10 protein-coding genes are annotated in these 15,707 nt (G+C 56.4%); 6 read left to right on the plus strand and 4 right to left on the minus strand.

The genetic code is table 11. From position 1 onward, the window contains the following. Positions 1–2 precede the first annotated feature (2 nt). The gene (locus tag AB1Z34_RS02485) at positions 3–2,522 is read left to right on the plus strand and encodes a DEAD/DEAH box helicase (protein WP_367157877.1); all 2,520 of its coding nucleotides are present in this window, start codon (positions 3–5) and stop codon (positions 2,520–2,522) included. 78 nt (positions 2,523–2,600) lie between these two features. Here AB1Z34_RS02485 and AB1Z34_RS02490 read toward each other — a convergent pair whose 3' ends face one another. Then, on the minus strand, positions 2,601–3,533 hold the full coding sequence (locus tag AB1Z34_RS02490; RefSeq protein ID WP_049189738.1) for a hydrogen peroxide-inducible genes activator: 933 nt from the start codon (positions 3,531–3,533) through the stop codon (positions 2,601–2,603). 105 nt (positions 3,534–3,638) lie between these two features. Here AB1Z34_RS02490 and AB1Z34_RS02495 point away from each other — a divergent pair, with 105 nt between their 5' ends. Both AB1Z34_RS02495 and AB1Z34_RS02500 read left to right on the plus strand, forming a co-directional pair. Then, the gene (locus AB1Z34_RS02495; protein ID WP_016422637.1) at positions 3,639–4,235 is read left to right on the plus strand and encodes a peroxiredoxin; all 597 of its coding nucleotides are present in this window, start codon (positions 3,639–3,641) and stop codon (positions 4,233–4,235) included. Positions 4,236–4,240: 5 nt separating this feature from the next. Continuing rightward, the gene (locus AB1Z34_RS02500; protein WP_016422636.1) at positions 4,241–4,765 is read left to right on the plus strand and encodes a carboxymuconolactone decarboxylase family protein; all 525 of its coding nucleotides are present in this window, start codon (positions 4,241–4,243) and stop codon (positions 4,763–4,765) included. A 127-nt stretch (positions 4,766–4,892) separates the two neighbouring features. Here AB1Z34_RS02500 and AB1Z34_RS02505 read toward each other — a convergent pair whose 3' ends face one another. Both AB1Z34_RS02505 and AB1Z34_RS02510 read right to left on the minus strand, forming a co-directional pair. Continuing rightward, the gene (locus tag AB1Z34_RS02505) at positions 4,893–6,110 is read right to left on the minus strand and encodes a hypothetical protein (protein ID WP_323632750.1); all 1,218 of its coding nucleotides are present in this window, start codon (positions 6,108–6,110) and stop codon (positions 4,893–4,895) included. A gap of 142 nt (positions 6,111–6,252) precedes the next feature. Then, positions 6,253–8,355, minus strand: a complete 2,103-nt coding sequence (locus tag AB1Z34_RS02510) for a neutral/alkaline non-lysosomal ceramidase N-terminal domain-containing protein (protein ID WP_367157841.1) — start codon at positions 8,353–8,355, stop codon at positions 6,253–6,255. A gap of 217 nt (positions 8,356–8,572) precedes the next feature. Between AB1Z34_RS02510 and AB1Z34_RS02515 the strand changes: the two genes are divergently transcribed. The 3 genes from AB1Z34_RS02515 to hrpA all read left to right on the plus strand — a co-directional run bounded on the left by AB1Z34_RS02515 (position 8,573) and on the right by hrpA (position 15,183). Then, on the plus strand, positions 8,573–10,075 hold the full coding sequence (locus AB1Z34_RS02515; RefSeq protein ID WP_147719061.1) for a DUF1846 domain-containing protein: 1,503 nt from the start codon (positions 8,573–8,575) through the stop codon (positions 10,073–10,075). Between the two features lie 61 nt (positions 10,076–10,136). Then, on the plus strand, positions 10,137–11,069 hold the full coding sequence (locus AB1Z34_RS02520) for a rhodanese-related sulfurtransferase (RefSeq protein WP_367157842.1): 933 nt from the start codon (positions 10,137–10,139) through the stop codon (positions 11,067–11,069). A 94-nt stretch (positions 11,070–11,163) separates the two neighbouring features. After that, positions 11,164–15,183: an ATP-dependent RNA helicase HrpA gene (gene hrpA, locus AB1Z34_RS02525; protein WP_367157843.1), complete on the plus strand. Its 4,020-nt coding sequence runs from the start codon at positions 11,164–11,166 to the stop codon at positions 15,181–15,183. On the opposite strand, the gene nrdR is transcribed toward hrpA, so the two are convergent. Then, positions 15,180–15,662 (minus strand): transcriptional regulator NrdR, encoded by a 483-nt coding sequence (gene nrdR / locus AB1Z34_RS02530; protein WP_042388651.1) that lies wholly within the window; start codon positions 15,660–15,662, stop codon positions 15,180–15,182. The genes hrpA and nrdR overlap by 4 nt on opposite strands. Positions 15,663–15,707 lie beyond the last annotated feature (45 nt).

A 15,707-nucleotide genomic window follows, 5' to 3' on the forward strand; every position in this document is an offset into this window, starting at 1 on the left:
AAATGCTTCCCGACCTAGCTGAGGTTCCAGAGTCCCTTTTCGACGATGCGATTATGGACTCGTTCATTGCCTGGACCAGGGATCAGGGCATCACGCTCTACCCGGCCCAGGAGGAGGCCGCTATTGGTCTCGCTGGTGGCGACCACGTCATCCTTGCCACTCCGACAGGGTCGGGCAAGTCCATGGTGGCTATTGCTGCCCACTTCTGCGCCCTCGCTCGTGGCCAGCGCAGCTTTTACACAGCGCCTATTAAGGCCTTGGTCAGCGAGAAGTTCTTTGCCCTCTGCGAGGTCTTTGGCGCTGAGAACGTCGGTATGATGACCGGCGATGCCACCGTCAACGGTGGTGCACCCATCATCTGCGCAACTGCGGAAATTGTCGCCAATATCGCCCTGCGCGACGGGGCCGACGCCGATATTGACCAGGTGGTAATGGATGAATTCCACTTCTATGCGGATCCCGATCGCGGGTGGGCATGGCAAGTGCCCTTGCTCGAGCTTTCCCGTTGCCAATTCCTGTTGATGTCCGCCACTCTCGGCGATACTCAAAAGTTTGAGACGGATTTGAAGGAACGCACGGGACTCGACGTCAACCTCGTTACAGGTACGACGCGCCCGGTACCGCTGGATTTCCACTATGTCTACACACCAGTTCATGACACGCTGGCGGAGTTGCTGGAATCCGGCAAAGCCCCAATCTACATTGTCTTTTTCTCCCAGCGCCAAGCAGCTGAACAGGCGCAAGCACTGACCGGTCTGAAGCTGCTGACGAAGGAGGAAAAGGAGCGGATTCGCGAAGAGATTGGCGATTTCCGGTTTACCACGGCCTTTGGTCGAGTTCTTTCCAAGTTGGTGCGCCAGGGCATTGGCGTCCACCATGCGGGAATGCTGCCGAAGTACCGTCGTTTGGTTGAGCGTCTCTCTCAGACTGGTCTGCTGAAGGTCATCTGTGGCACGGATACCCTCGGCGTCGGTATCAACGTGCCTATTCGCACGGTGCTGATTACCGGTTTGGCCAAGTTCGATGGCCGTCGTAGCCGTATTCTCAAGTCACGCGAGTTCCACCAGATCGCTGGACGCGCCGGCCGTGCTGGCTACGACACCGAGGGCACCGTAGTTGTCGAAGCACCTGAACACGAAATCGAAAACGCCAAGCTGCGGCGCCGGGCCGGCCAGGATGAGGCCAAACTGAAAAAGTTGCGGCTGAAGTCTGTTCCCAAGGGCGAAGTGACCTGGTCAGAGAAGACCTTCGACAAAATCGTTTCTCAGCCGCCAGAGCCGCTGACCAGCCGCTTTGCAGTTACCAACGGTATGTTGCTCAACGTCATTGCTCGTGGTGGCGATACCTACGAACACATGCGTCATCTGCTGCGCACCAATCACGACACCCGCCACCAGCAAAATGAGGCTATTCTGACCGCAATTGAGCTCTACCGCGGTTTGGTCAACGCGGGAATCGTCGTCACGCATGGCGAGGGCGATGACTGCCGCTCCGAGCTGACAATGGAGCTGCAGCGTGACTTCGCGCTCAATCAGCCGCTGTCGCCTTTTGCGATCGCCGCGCTCGAACTGCTGGATAAGGACAGCCCGAACTACGCACTCGATGTCATCAGTGTGTTTGAATCAATTCTGGAAGACCCTCGCCCACTGCTCATCGCGCAGCAGAAAAAGGCACGCGGTGAAGAGATCGCCGCGCTCAAGGCCGAAGGCGTTGATTACACCGAACGTATGAACATCGTCGAAGACATCACATGGCCGATGCCGCTTGCCGACGAGCTGGAGGGTGCATTCGACACCTATGCTCAAGGCCACCCGTGGGTGCGTGAGTTTTCGCTGTCGCCCAAGTCTGTGGTGCGCGAGATGGTGGAAAAGGCCATGACTTTCTCGGACGTGGTATCTGAGTATGGAATTGCCCGCTCCGAAGGTATTTTCTTGCGCTACCTCACCGATGCCTGGCGCACTTTGCGACATACTCTCCCACCGGAAGCCGCTAACGAGGAGCTCCGGGACATTGTGGAATGGCTCGGCGAGCTCGTTGTACAGGTGGATAACTCCTTGGTGGATGAATGGGCGCAGATGGCCGATCCGGACAAGCCATTGGACGAGGAAACTCTCAAGGAAGCGGCTTTTGGCACCGACGAGTCGCGGCCCCTTACGGGCAACGAACGTGCATTCACCCGTATGGTGCGCAATCTCATGTTCCGCCACGTGCAGCTCTTTGCCTTTGAAAAGGAGGAGGAGCTGGCCGACCTGGACAACTACCTCGACGACGCACCGGATTGGCCTGCCGCGATGGATGACTACTTCGATGAATACGATGACCTAGGCATCGATGCAAAGGCTCGCGGTGGCGATATGATTTCGATTGACCGCCAGGCTGGTGAGGGCTTGTGGCACGTGATTCAGATACTCGATGATCCCGAGGGCGACCACGGTTGGCGCTTTGAAGCGGATATTGACTTGGCTGCATCTGATGAATACGGCGAGGTCAGGTTGGCATCGCTGCGAATTATTCAGGGATAGACGCGAAAAACCGGGCTGGAACTGCCAGCCCGGTTTTTGCTTATTTCGTACGCTACTGCGGCATGCGCCAAGAGAGCTTTAGGCAACAGCGTCTATGTATGCTTGCCGTACCAGTTCGGCAATTCGATTGAACTCGCCGCCGCGTACCGATGATGCGCGGTGAACCAGCCCAATGGTGCGTCCCGGCCGTGCCGGACCTTCGAATCGCGCAACAGCCAGGCCGGGTCGGTCGGCCTCAATCTTGACAGCCGATTCCGGTACAAGCGACTGCCCCAACCCACCGGCAACACACTGCACGACGGTCGATAGAGAAGCCGCCCGTGTTTCCAAGCTGGAGGTCTCGCCGTGAACAGCATCGACCTTGCGACAAATATCCAACACCTGGTCACGCAGACAATGACCGTCGTCAAGCAGGAGCAAGTCCAAGTCCCTGATCGCCTCAAGCTTTACGTCTTCTTTACCGGCCAGCGGATGATCCTCTGGCACGACGATGTAGAACTCCTCGTCGTAGAGGTAAATCTCTTCAAAGGAAGGCACATCAGACGGCAGTGCCATGATCGCTGCATCAATGGTGCCGGAGCGAAGTGATTCGATGAGACGCTCGGTCGGCTCTTCGACGATCCTAGGCTTTAGATCTGGCAGCTCGTCACGAACCAACTGGAGGAAGTTGGGCAGCACGTATGGAGCAACCGTAGGGATAACACCAATGGATAGTGGTCCGGACAAATCATCTGTACGGCCAGAGGCGCGAGCAACAATCTCGTCAACAATTTCAGATGCTTGGCGTGCATATGGAATCAGACCGCGACCGAGTGGCGTCACCAGCACTCGGCGAGTCGAACGCTCTACAAGCTGCACCCCCAGTCCCTGCTCAAGGGTGGAAAGCGCTTGTGACAGGCTGGGCTGTGAAATGCCGAGGCGGGCAGCGGCTTGACCGAAGTGACCGGTATCGGCAATCGCGACAAAAGCACGTAACTGAGGCAAAGTGGGCCGATAATCTCTATTACGCATACCTATAAGCTTACACGAGCTTATTAACTTTTTCCTCTTGACGGTTCGGGAATCCATAGGCATAATGGTGTGTGACCCCAAAAGGAATACATTCAGGAGGATTCCATGGCAATTTTGACTGTTGGCGACAAGTTCCCCGAGTTTTCTCTGACCGCTCTCAAGGGCGGCAACCTGCGTGATGCAAACGCTTCTTCTCCGGATGACTACTTCGAGCAGGTAACCAATGAGTCTTACGAGGGTAAGTGGAAGGTCGTCTTCTTCTACCCGAAGGACTTCACCTTTGTCTGCCCGACTGAGATTGCTGCATTCGGCAAGCTGAATGAGGAATTCGAGGACCGCGACACCGTTATTCTCGGTGGCTCTGGCGACAACGAGTTCTCCCACTTCAACTGGCGTGCAACCCACGAGGAACTGCTGGACATCCCGTTCCCGATGTTCTCCGACATCCGCCATGACCTGATGCGTGCACTCGGTGTCGAGAACGCTGACGGTGTTGCAGATCGCGCAACCTTCATCATTGACCCGGACGGCATCATTCAGTTCGTCTCCGTTACCCCGGACGCTGTCGGTCGTAACGTTGACGAGGTTCTGCGTGTTCTCGACGCTCTTCAGTCTGAAGAGGTCTGCGCATGTAACTGGCAGAAGAATGACCCGACCAAGAACATCGACAAGATGGACGTTCTGAAGCAGGAGCTGAAGTAACTCATATGAGCATCGATAACCTTCGTTCCGGTCTACCGGAGTACGCCAAGGACATGAAGCTTAACCTTGGCACTCTCACCCGTTCTACGGAACTCTCCGAGCAGCAGCTGTGGGGTACCCTGCTTGCATCCGCTGCTGCCACCCGCAACGAGACTGTTTTCTCCGAGATCGCCGAGGAAGCCAAGGAGCACCTGTCTGACGAGGCTTTCGAGTCTGCGCTTGGTGCGGCCACCGTTATGGGCATGAACAACGTTGCTTACCGCACTCGCCACATGCTCGGTGATGACTACGCACAGGTCAAGTTCGGCCTGCGCATGAACATCATCTCCAATCCGGGTGTCGAGAAGGAAGACTTCGAGCTGTGGTCTCTGGCAGTTTCTGCCATCAACGGCTGTGAAGCTTGCGTGACTTCTCACGCAAAGGTCGTCCGCGATGCTGGTCTGACCAAGGAGCAGGTCTGGGAAGCTGTGAAGATTGCAGGCACCGTCTCTGGCGTTGCACAGGCTGTCTTCGCTGAGGCTACCCGCTAAATATTCGGAGCTTAGGTTCGGCTTTTGATAGCCGAACGCTCCCCCGCAGGATTACCTGCTGACGAAATAGCGCCCGAGGAACCAATTTTTATCGGTTCCTTGGGCGCTTTTTCTTGTACGTTTTTGGCTACTGCTGTGGCGGGTAATAACCCGGATTCTCCTGGGCTTCATTAACTACTCGACGGCCACCGATGAGCTGACGGTAGATATGTACTTGCACGAGGAGAGCAAGCGGGACTGTGTACAACATACCGATATAGAAGAGCATTGCACCTGCGGAAGAAACAATTGACGTCAGAATGAATGCAACGAGCATCGTCCAATACTGAGGCTTCACCAAGCGCCAAGCGACGACCGGAGCCTCAAGTGCTGTTGCTCGACCATCGAAAACAAGAAGCGGCATAGTCGCTGTGATTGGCATGATGAAGATGGACAGCACAAATACCAACAGGTAGCCGATGGGAATCATCGCAGCTGCAGCTTCACTGCCGTTGGCAGACAGGGATGCTCCAGCGATGAAGAGTGCCATCCCCGGAAGCATGGCGAGCAGCCCCACCAGGAACGTGACAATGTAGGCACCGATAAGAGATCCCCACCGGTTTACACGGAAGAAAGTACCGTAGCTCGGCACTCGCCCGTCGACAGCTTCGAATGCACCGCGCAGCATGAATGCCTGCATCGCGAACATGCCCACCGCAAATAGCAGTGCCATCGCGCCGAGAGTCGCGAACATCGACCCTAAATCCTCAAACGGAACATCGCCTGGATAGTTCGGCTCAAAGTCCGGATCGAAGTCACCAGATGCAAAGAGAATTGCCGCTGCGCCAACAATCAGGGCAACTAGTACGGCGAAGAACGTCAGCATGATGCCAAGCCAGGAAGCAAAATTGCTGTTTAGACTACGAAACGCCGCGGAAAAGGCACGTCCAATGTCGACCTTCGTCGACCCCTGTGCCACAGGCTTCACCGGCGGCTCATCGCCACCTGGCATGTTGACACCTGGAGCAAGCGCGCCGGCTGCAGGATTCCCACCTGCCGGTTGCTGCCAGTAGCTCGAGTCCGCACCATAGGGTTGCCCGGCATAACTATCGCGAGACTCGCCAGTACCGTAAGAAGGAATTTCGCCATAAGCCTGTTCACGGCCGTAAGCCTGATTCCACTCTGGCGAATCCTCTGGTCCACGCGGGCCATGTTGTGCGTCCGAATCGAACCCGTAAGGGTTGTAATCCTGCGAACCATTGTTGGGAAAACCGTGACTCTGGGAGTCATAGTTATTGGACTCATTGTCCCGGCTGCCGTCACCGTAAGGATCGTTGTTGCTATATGGATCGTTTGAGGTACTCATGAAGCAAATTGCTCCTGCCAAATTGACGGATACATACAAATAATGCGCACAACGGACTATACGTGAGACAAGCCCTTGATGAGTTTTTAAAGGCCGAAGTATAAGTCACATTATGCGCATGGACGTATTTAATTGGACGTTCTTACACGAGCTCCACCGCGGCGACTCCCTCGAATTCGTTCAGTGAATCACCGACACCCAACGCGCTACCACGCACGATGATGTCATACTTGCCCGGCGCGACTCCTGCGGTCTCCCAAGTGACCTTGGCGGTGGTATAAATACCGTCCTTGGCAAACTCAATGACAGTTGCTTGGTCCCAGTCGTCGGAAACAATCTCGCCGCGGTCATTCTTGATAAGTAGGTAGCCGTCTTCCAGTCGCAAGTCGTTATTCGGATTTGCCGCGACGAATTGGGCAACGGCCTTCTGCCCTACCGTGATGCTTGCAGTCGATTCGAGCACGTCACCAAAATTCTTGCCCATTGGTGCGGAATCGATAATCTTTCCTCCTGCTGGCGACGGCGGGATGATGCCAGTGAGATCACCTGCAGCACTACCCGGGTCGACAGCCATGCCGTCGGCAAGCGCGTGGGCGAGATCGTGATAGATGGAGATCATCGCACTGAGCGTGTACTTGCCGAAAGCCGTCGCGCCGCCCTCGTAGTCCTGCTGATCGTATTCCTCTGGGGTAACGACGTAGTGTCCATAGCTGTTGGTGTAGCCCTGGCAGATGACAGTGTCGATTGGAACGCCGAGGACTTCGGCGACGTGCTGACGCATGCGGTAACCCGACATCGTGGTGGGTTCAAGGCCGTTGGTGATCAAGGTGAAGCCACCGATGCGGGTGATGGAGAACATATGGGTCTGCTGGAGAAGACCATCGATGTAGCCCACTGGCAGCAGGCACTCTTTCTCACCCTGAATCTCCCCGATATTCTTCGGGAGTACGACGTTATTGAGCTGACGTACCCACGGTGTGCCTCCACGCTGACCCTCGTTGAAACCTAGGGCCGGTTCGCCGCCGCCGTCCTCCTGGCTACTGGCTGCGAAGGCCGCACCGAGGATTGCAGGTCCAGTGCGGTGTGGCTGGCCATCGGGCGTGAATTGGCCATCGATGTCGACATCGCCGAGGTTGACCCACTTGTGGACGGTGGAGATCCCGCCTCCTGGCAGTGCAATGGTCTGGCCTTGGGTAGCGTCAATCTGACGCTGACCGAGAATGCGGGCGGACTCTGCTTCGTCTCCGTTGCCGGGACCCGAATTTGGCACGAGCCCCATGTTCGGGCTGATGTCACCCGGGCACGACATGGTAAATGCGGCGACAAAGGGGGCATCGGCCGGCTCACGGTGGGTAACCCCGCGGTCGACCTCGACCTTCCATGCTGCGTAGCCCTTGTTGTCGCCGTCGATGATGGTGTGCTCGGGGCCGAAGGTGGTCGGATGAATTCCATACCAGTTAATGAAGCCGACTTCGCGACCACCACGACTCACGTGCAGTGTATGGCTTTCCGGATTGACACCATTGGGGAAAAGCTGCTGTTCTTCCTCGGGGTTACGCCTGAATGCCTCCAGGGAGCGGTTAACACCCGCATCCTGGGCAATCCCCTTGGTCAGGTGGATAGTCGACGGCTGGTAATCAGCGTGTGCACGTTCAATAGCCTTGACCACACCGACGACTACAGCTTCGAAAGTGACGGGACGGAATCCGAGAGTAGTCAGGTCGACCATAAGATGGCCCGATGTACCACCCGGCGCGACATGCGTATGAGATGCGCAGATAAGCACGTTGCCCTCGTGGTAGAGGTCTCCGAAGAGAGCTCGCAGTCGCCGCAGAACTTCCATCTGGATGGACTGGAACATGAGCCCCATATCTGCGGTGACGTGGACGACACGGTTGTCGTTGTCATCGCCGAAGATGAATGCACGCGCCATCTGGCGAAGACGCAGACCCGAAGTGGTCTGATCCATGACCGCATACCCATTCATGCCAGCACCGAGTGGCTCACCTGTCATGTCGGCCATTCCTCGGCCGACATTCAAATTGGTCGTCGAGTTCCCCGCGGCGGCAGAAGCCCCGTTTGCAGGAGCGGCGTTTGCCTTTGGTGCACCACTTACGGCAGGCATCATACTCGCAGCTGACACGGCAGTTGCTCCGACGAGGAAGCCTCGCCTGCCCACTTGGTACGGGGCGCGTGCGGTTGGTTCTGCCGAATTCGACGATGATGCCATCTGGGGATCAAGCATGTCACATCCTCTTCATATTTCTTTTTGAATATCAATATGTTGGACTTTAATCAGACAATCCCCTACGCGTGGCCTAATAAGCCAAAGTTTCCAAAATTCCCCCCGCGACAGCAGTAACCGATACGACATTCGTAAGGCGGTATCACTACCATGGACACAGTAGAATTTCGCAAGCTTTAGCGCGCTCCCCCGCAGACACAACTTCAGAAAGGGCACCATGGCTCAGGCTGTCGGTTTTAACCGCGAAAAGTACATCGAAATGCAATCCGTTCATATTAAGAAGCGGCGCGCAGACATCGCAGGTGAAGGCGGCAAGCTCTATCTCGAAATGGGCGGCAAGCTATTTGATGACATGCATGCCTCGCGCGTGCTCCCCGGCTTCACGCCTGACAATAAAATCGCTATGCTCGATCGCCTCAAAGACGATCTGGAAATCATGGTGTGCATCAATGCCAAGGATCTGGAGCGCCACAAGGTCCGCGCTGACCTCGACATCACTTACGAAGACGATGTGCTGCGCCTCGTCGATGTCTTTCGGGAACGCGGATTTCTAGTCGACAGCGTCGTCGTCACGCAGCTTTCCGACGACAACACCCTGGCAAAGAACTTCATTGAGCGCCTACAGCGACTCGGATTGAGCGTCATCCGCCATCGCAATATCGAGGGCTACCCGACAAACACGGAGAAAATTGTCAGTGAAGCCGGCTTCGGGCTGAATGAATGGGCGCAAACGACGCGGGACTTGGTCGTTGTTACAGCGCCGGGCCCGGGCTCTGGAAAGCTGGCGACCTGTCTATCGCAGATTTACCACGATCACAAACACGGAATTCGTTCCGGTTACGCAAAATTTGAGACCTTCCCTATCTGGAACCTGGCGCTCGAACACCCGGTAAATCTGGCCTACGAGGCGGCAACGGCTGATCTCGATGACATCAATCTCATCGACCCTTTTCATTTGGCCGCCTATGACACCAAGGTCACCAGCTATAACCGCGATGTCGAGGTCTTCCCACTGCTGCGCACTCTGTTGGAGAAGCTCGCAGGCGAGTCGCCGTACAAGTCACCGACCGACATGGGCGTCAATATGGCCGGTTACTGTATTGACGATGACGAAGTGTGCCGAGAGGCATCCAACCAGGAAATCGTTCGCCGTTACTACAAGGCTCTTGTCGACGAACACAAGAACAGCGCAGACGACGAAGTCTCACAGCGCATTGCCATGATTATGAGCAAGGCCAACGTGTCGACAGCCGCCCGCCGAGTCGTCGCACCAGCTCTTGAAGTTGAGAAATCTACCGGGGCACCGGGCAGCGCAATCGAATTGCACGATGGCACAATCATCACGGGCAAGACTTCTGAACTACTCGGATGCTCAGCAGCAATGCTCCTCAACGCTCTCAAGAAGCTCGCCAATATCGACCCGGACTTGCACTTGCTCTCCCCTGCTGCCATCGAGCCAATCCAAACGCTTAAGACGCATCACCTGGGCAGCCGCAACCCCCGCTTGCATACCGACGAGGTTCTTATCGCCCTTTCCGTGTCGGCGGCCACCAGCGACGATGCCCGCGCAGCCCTCGCCGAGCTGAAGAACCTTCGAAACTGCGATGTCCACACCACCACCATTCTGGGCAGCGTGGACGAAACAATTTTCCGCAACCTCGGCGTCCTAGTTACTTCGGAGCCTAAGTACCAGAAGAAGGCTCTCTATCAGAAGCACTAAACCAAACCAGCAGTTCACACCGAAAATAGGATAACTGGGAGAGCAGACTAGAATAGTCCCCGTGAGCATCAGCAAGATTCTTCTGTACTACCAGTTCGCCCCGCTGTCCGATCCGCGTGCCATCATGCTGTGGCAGCGTGATCTTTGCGAGTCGTTAGGGCTCAAGGGCCGCATTCTGGTGTCCGAGCACGGCATCAATGGCACCGTCGGCGGTGATCTCGATGCCTGCAAGAGGTACATCAAGAAAACCAAGCAGTACCCCGCTTTTCACTCCATGCAGTTCAAGTGGAGCGAAGGCGGCGCTGATGACTTTCCAAAACTCTCCGTCAAGGTTCGCGACGAAATCGTCGCTTTCGGGGCTCCGGGCGAGCTGAAAGTCGATGTCGATGGTGTCATTGGCGGCGGCACACATTTGAAGCCGGAAGAGGTCAATAAACTGGTCGAGGAACGCGGCGACGATGTCATCTTCTTCGATGGCCGCAACGCAATGGAAGCCGAGATTGGCAAGTTTAAAAACGCTGTCGTCCCGGACGTAAAGACCACGCACGACTTCATCGACGAACTGGAATCCGGTAAGTACGACTGGATGAAGGACAAGCCGGTTATCTCCTACTGCACCGGCGGCATCCGCTGCGAGATCCTCTCCGCACTTATGAAGAACCGCGGTTTCGAAGAGGTCTACCAAATCGACGGCGGTATTGTGCGCTACGGCGAAAAGTTTGGCAATAAGGGGCTGTGGGAAGGCTCTCTCTATGTCTTCGACAAGCGCATGCATATGGAGTTTGGCGATGGCATCGAAGACGAGGACTACGTACAGCTCGGGCACTGCGTCCACTGCGGCAAGCCCACAAACACCTTCCAGAACTGCATCAACGAAGATACCTGCCGTCGTCAGGTGCTTATTTGCGATGATTGCTGGAAGCACACCGAGACACAGCACTGTGGGCGCGAGGACTGCAAGGAAGTTGCCGAAGAGCTAGCGGCGGCAAAGTAGGACGCTCCCTGCTGCCATCGGACTATCTCGAGCACCTCTTAATCAGCACAGATGTGGGTTGTCTCCCCAGACGCGGCTAATCTAGTAGGCAACCATGAGTACTCCTAGCCGTTCTGATAAACCAGCTCCACGTGCCCAGTCGGGAAACCACCACTCCGGCCACCGCAATTCCGCCAGGCCACAGCGCTCTGGCAAACCTGCTAAGGACACGCGTAAAAAGGAGCTCTACCAGCTCGCTGATCAATTGCCGATTCGGGAGGCTCGGTCCTTCCGACGCCGGCTAAAGCGAGCATCCGCGCCGAAGGCGCTGTCTGCAATCTCTGCAGACCTCGACTTTGCGCTGGAGCGGTTAGAAGATCGTCGTAAAGCGATTCCTCGCATCACCTACCCTGCCCAGTTGCCGGTGTCCGCGCGCCGCGACGACATTGCAGAGGCAATTGAAAACAACCAGGTCGTCATTATTGCTGGTGAGACTGGCTCTGGTAAGACTACGCAGATCCCGAAGATATGCCTCGAACTGGGTCGTGGCGTGCGGGGCAAGATTGGTCACACTCAGCCACGTCGTATTGCGGCGCGTTCCGTCGCGGAGCGCATCGCCCATGAACTGGGCGAAAAGATTGGACAGCACGTCGGCTATGCAGTGCGTTTTGATGACCGCGTGGGCAAGGATACCTGCATCAAACTGATGACCGACGGTATCCTACTGGCCGAAATTGGCCGCGACCGACTGCTGCGCGAGTACGACACCATCATCATCGATGAGGCGCACGAACGCAGCCTCAACATCGACTTCCTGCTGGGATATTTAAAGCATATTCTGCCGCAGCGCCCAGATCTGAAAATCATTATCACTTCGGCGACGATCGATCCGGAACGGTTCGCTCGTCATTTCGCGCCTGACGACGAGCACCCTGCGCCCATCATCGAGGTGTCGGGGCGCACCTACCCGGTGGAAATCCGCTATCGCCCGCTGGTGCGGACCGTTGTTGCGAAAAATGGGCAAGAAAAGGAAGTCGCCATCGAGCAGATCGATGGTGTTATCGCAGCGTGTGAAGAGCTCATGCGGCTTGGCGACGGCGATATCCTGGTGTTCTTTTCGGGTGAGCGAGAGATCCGAGAAGCTGCCGAAGCCATCGAGGGCAAACACTGGAAAGGTGTAGAAGCCGTTCCACTATTCGGTCGGCTATCTAATGCAGAGCAGCATCGGATCTTCACTCCGCATTCCGGGCGTCGCATTGTGCTGGCGACCAACATTGCGGAAACGTCGCTGACGGTCCCTGGTATCGAGTATGTCGTCGATACTGGTACCGCACGCATTTCCCGCTACTCCACCCGCACGAAGGTGCAGCGCCTGCCAGTTGAGGACATCAGCCAGGCATCTGCGAATCAGCGCTCTGGACGCTGTGGTCGTGTAGCTGATGGTGTGGCGATTCGTCTCTACAGCGAAGAGGATTTTCTCTCGCGTCCCGAGTTTACGGATCCGGAGATTCTGCGCACCAATCTCGCTTCGGTTGTACTGCAAATGATTTCACTGCGGCTTGGCGCGATTGAGGACTTCCCCTTTGTCCAGCCACCAGAGCACAAAGCAATCCGCGATGGCATTAACCTGCTCACAGAGCTTCAGGCTATTACCACCACGTCGGGGTCTGATGCCCCCGAGCTGACGGACATCGGCCGACAACTTGCCCGTCTCCCAGTCGACCCGCGTCTTGCCCGCATGCTGGTCGAAGGGTACGAGAACACCACTCTCGGGGCGGTAACCGTCATTGTCGCCGCTTTGTCTCTGCAGGATGTTCGCGAACGTCCACTGGAGTTCCAAGCTCAGGCAGATCAGCTACATGCCCGTTTTAAGGACACCACCAGCGACTTCAACTCCCTGCTGAAGCTCTGGGAATACCTGGAGGAAAAGCGCCGCGAGCTTAGCGGTAACCAATTCCGCAAGATGTGCAAGCGCGAGTACCTCCACTATCTGCGCGTTCGCGAGTGGCAGGACTTGGTGCGTCAGCTCCACCAGGCAACGGCTGAGCTGGGCTGGCATCTTTCGGCCCGCAGCTCAACCAGTGGTGTCGACAATCCCGACGAGGTGGCAAAGTCGCTGTTACCGGGTCTGTTGTCGATGATTGGTACGCGCGAGGGCGAGGGCAAGGAGTTTACCGGCACACGCAACACTAAGTTCCTCATTCACCCCTCGTCCGCGTTGGCAAAGAAGCCGCCTCGCTGGGTGATGGCTGCGGAAATCGTCGAGACCTCGCGCACTTTTGCGCGCAACGTCGGCACGATTCAGCCGCAGTGGGTAGAGAAGGTAGCCCCTCATCTGCTCAAGCACCAGTACTCAGAGCCTCACTGGTCTACTAAGCGCGGTGCAGCGATGGCTTACCAGAAGTCGACGCTCTACGGCGTGCCCCTGGTGGTTGACCGTTTGGTGCCTTATCACCGAGTCGATGCCGACGCCGCCCGCTCGATCTTCATTCGCTCTGCGCTTGTCGACGGCGAATGGAACACACATCACGAGTTCTTTAAGAACAATCAAGACAAACTTGCCGAAGCCGAGAAGATCGAGGAAAAGCAGCGTTCCCGCGGCATTGTCGTCGATGACGACGTGCTCTACGCGTTCTACGACTCCAAGCTGCCCGCCTCTATCACCACGGCCACCAATTTTGACCGCTGGTGGAAGAAAACTAAGCCCAAGCAGCCAAATCTACTGGACTTTGATCCCAATAAGCTGCTCAACCCCGAAGCCGGCGACATCGACGACAACGCCTTCCCCGAAATGTGGCAGCAGGGCTCGGTCGATTTCTCTCTGTCCTATAAATTCGAACCGGGCGCCCCTGATGACGGTGTGACTCTCCGTGTCCCCGTGCCTCTTCTTGCAGGTCTGCGTGAAGATGGCTTCGACTGGCAGGTACCAGGTCTTCGCGCTGAGCTCGCGGAAGCCTACATTCGCACTCTGCCGAAGGCACTGCGGAAGTCCGTTGTCCCCGCCCCGGATTTCGCACGCCGCGCGCTGGAGACGATGACTCCGTACTCAGGCCGCTTCGTCGATGTTTTTGCCGATGCTTTACGACGACTCGGAGGCTCGGGCATCAATGGTGCAGACTTTGCCCCTTCGAAACTGCCAGCACACTTGCGCTTTAACTACGCAGTGGTTGACCGCCATGGAAAGATCGTCGATCAGAGCCGGGATCTTGCTGCGCTTCGAGACAAGCATGCCTCGACGGTCTCAACTGCTGTGTCGAAACGTTCGAAGTCTGCAGCACGCGAAGCTGTGAAAAAGTGGACTTCAGAGAACTTGGGCGCCGTCTCAGAAACGGTCAAAAGTACTGTCGATGGTCAGTCCGTCACGATGTATCCGACGCTGGTGACCACCAAGGATGGCGTGGCCATTGAGGTCAAACCAACTAAGGCTCAGGCTGAGGCGACGTTGGCGACCACAAATTTGACAATGCTATTGCGGGATTGCCCAGTAAATGGTGCACAAATGACTAAGGGGCTTCCACTCCAGCAACGTGTTGGCGTGGACGCATGGCCACATGGGGGCGCCGATGGGCTTGTCGAGGACTGCCGTGTCGCAGTGATTCGCGACCGTATGATGGCTGCCGGTGGCCCGGTCCGCGATCCGAAGGAATTCGACAAACTACTCGAACACGTTCGTTCTGGAGTCGCCTCAGAGGTGCGCCAATTGGTCGTCGGCCTTGCCCAGGCAATGCCTCGTTATGTCTCGGTGGTGAATCAGCTAAACAAATGGGAAGGCGATGCCATTGACGATATGCGTCGCCAGCTGGAGTTCATGTTCCCTAAGGGCGCTGTGGCAAGGCACGGTTGGCAGCACCTACGACATTTGCCACGTTATCTCCAAGCGATGGAGATTCGGCTTGAGGAAATGAACCGTGACCCGGACCGTGATGCCGAACGTGAAGATGAGGTGACTGAGGCCCGCGAATACTTGGCGGCAAAGCTTCAGCAGCTGCCTAAGGCACGTTCGAATTCCGCGGAGGTACGGGATATTCAGTGGCTCATTCAAGAGCTGCGCGTCAGCCTTTTCGCACAACGCTTGGGTACCGCCCAGAGCGTATCCCTGACCCGAGTAAAGAAACGTGTGGATAAGCTGCGTTAGTTCTTTTTAACCTCGTTGCCATTAGCCTGCGGCCCTTTCCCCTTCCGCATGCTGGCAATCTCCTGCGCGAAATCGTCCGCGGAGGAAAAGGACTTGTACACCGAAGCGAAGCGGAGATAGCCAACTTCGTCCAGTTCTTTGAGCGGCTCAAGGATGGCAAGGCCGATATCGTTTGAGTCCACCCGGGGCGTGCCTTTCTCGCGGAGGCTCTCCTCCACTTTTTGTGCAAGTTTCTTCAGCTGAGACTCTGATACTTCGCGCCCCTGGCACGCACGTCGAACACCCTGGATAACCTTTTCGCGGTTGAATTCCTCAGGGATTCCATCCCGTTTAACGACCATCAGCTGCGAGCGTTCAATCGTAGAAAAACGTTTGCCGCAATTCAGGCATTCCCTTCGGCGACGAATCCCCATACCGTTATCTATCAACCGTGAGTCCAAGACTCGTGTCTGATCATGATGACAAAACTGGCAATACACGGTCTCCAGTCTACGTCCCACCCAACACCGGAAACTGGAATGATT

Origin of the sequence: Corynebacterium sp. 045007 (genome assembly GCF_040743205.1) — a bacterium.
Lineage (GTDB): Bacteria > Actinomycetota > Actinomycetes > Mycobacteriales > Mycobacteriaceae > Corynebacterium > Corynebacterium jeikeium_D.

Bases quoted from the DNA above. Each gene is read 5' to 3' on its own strand.
- AB1Z34_RS02485 (WP_367157877.1), top strand. From the start codon at position 3: ATGCTTCCCGACCTAGCTGAGGTTCCAGAGTCCCTTTTCGACGATGCG.
- AB1Z34_RS02490 (WP_049189738.1), bottom strand. From the start codon at position 3,533: ATGCGTAATAGAGATTATCGGCCCACTTTGCCTCAGTTACGTGCTTTT.
- AB1Z34_RS02495 (WP_016422637.1), top strand. From the start codon at position 3,639: ATGGCAATTTTGACTGTTGGCGACAAGTTCCCCGAGTTTTCTCTGACC.
- AB1Z34_RS02500 (WP_016422636.1), top strand. From the start codon at position 4,241: ATGAGCATCGATAACCTTCGTTCCGGTCTACCGGAGTACGCCAAGGAC.
- AB1Z34_RS02505 (WP_323632750.1), bottom strand. From the start codon at position 6,110: ATGAGTACCTCAAACGATCCATATAGCAACAACGATCCTTACGGTGAC.
- AB1Z34_RS02510 (WP_367157841.1), bottom strand. From the start codon at position 8,355: ATGCTTGATCCCCAGATGGCATCATCGTCGAATTCGGCAGAACCAACC.
- AB1Z34_RS02515 (WP_147719061.1), top strand. From the start codon at position 8,573: ATGGCTCAGGCTGTCGGTTTTAACCGCGAAAAGTACATCGAAATGCAA.
- hrpA (WP_367157843.1), top strand. From the start codon at position 11,164: ATGAGTACTCCTAGCCGTTCTGATAAACCAGCTCCACGTGCCCAGTCG.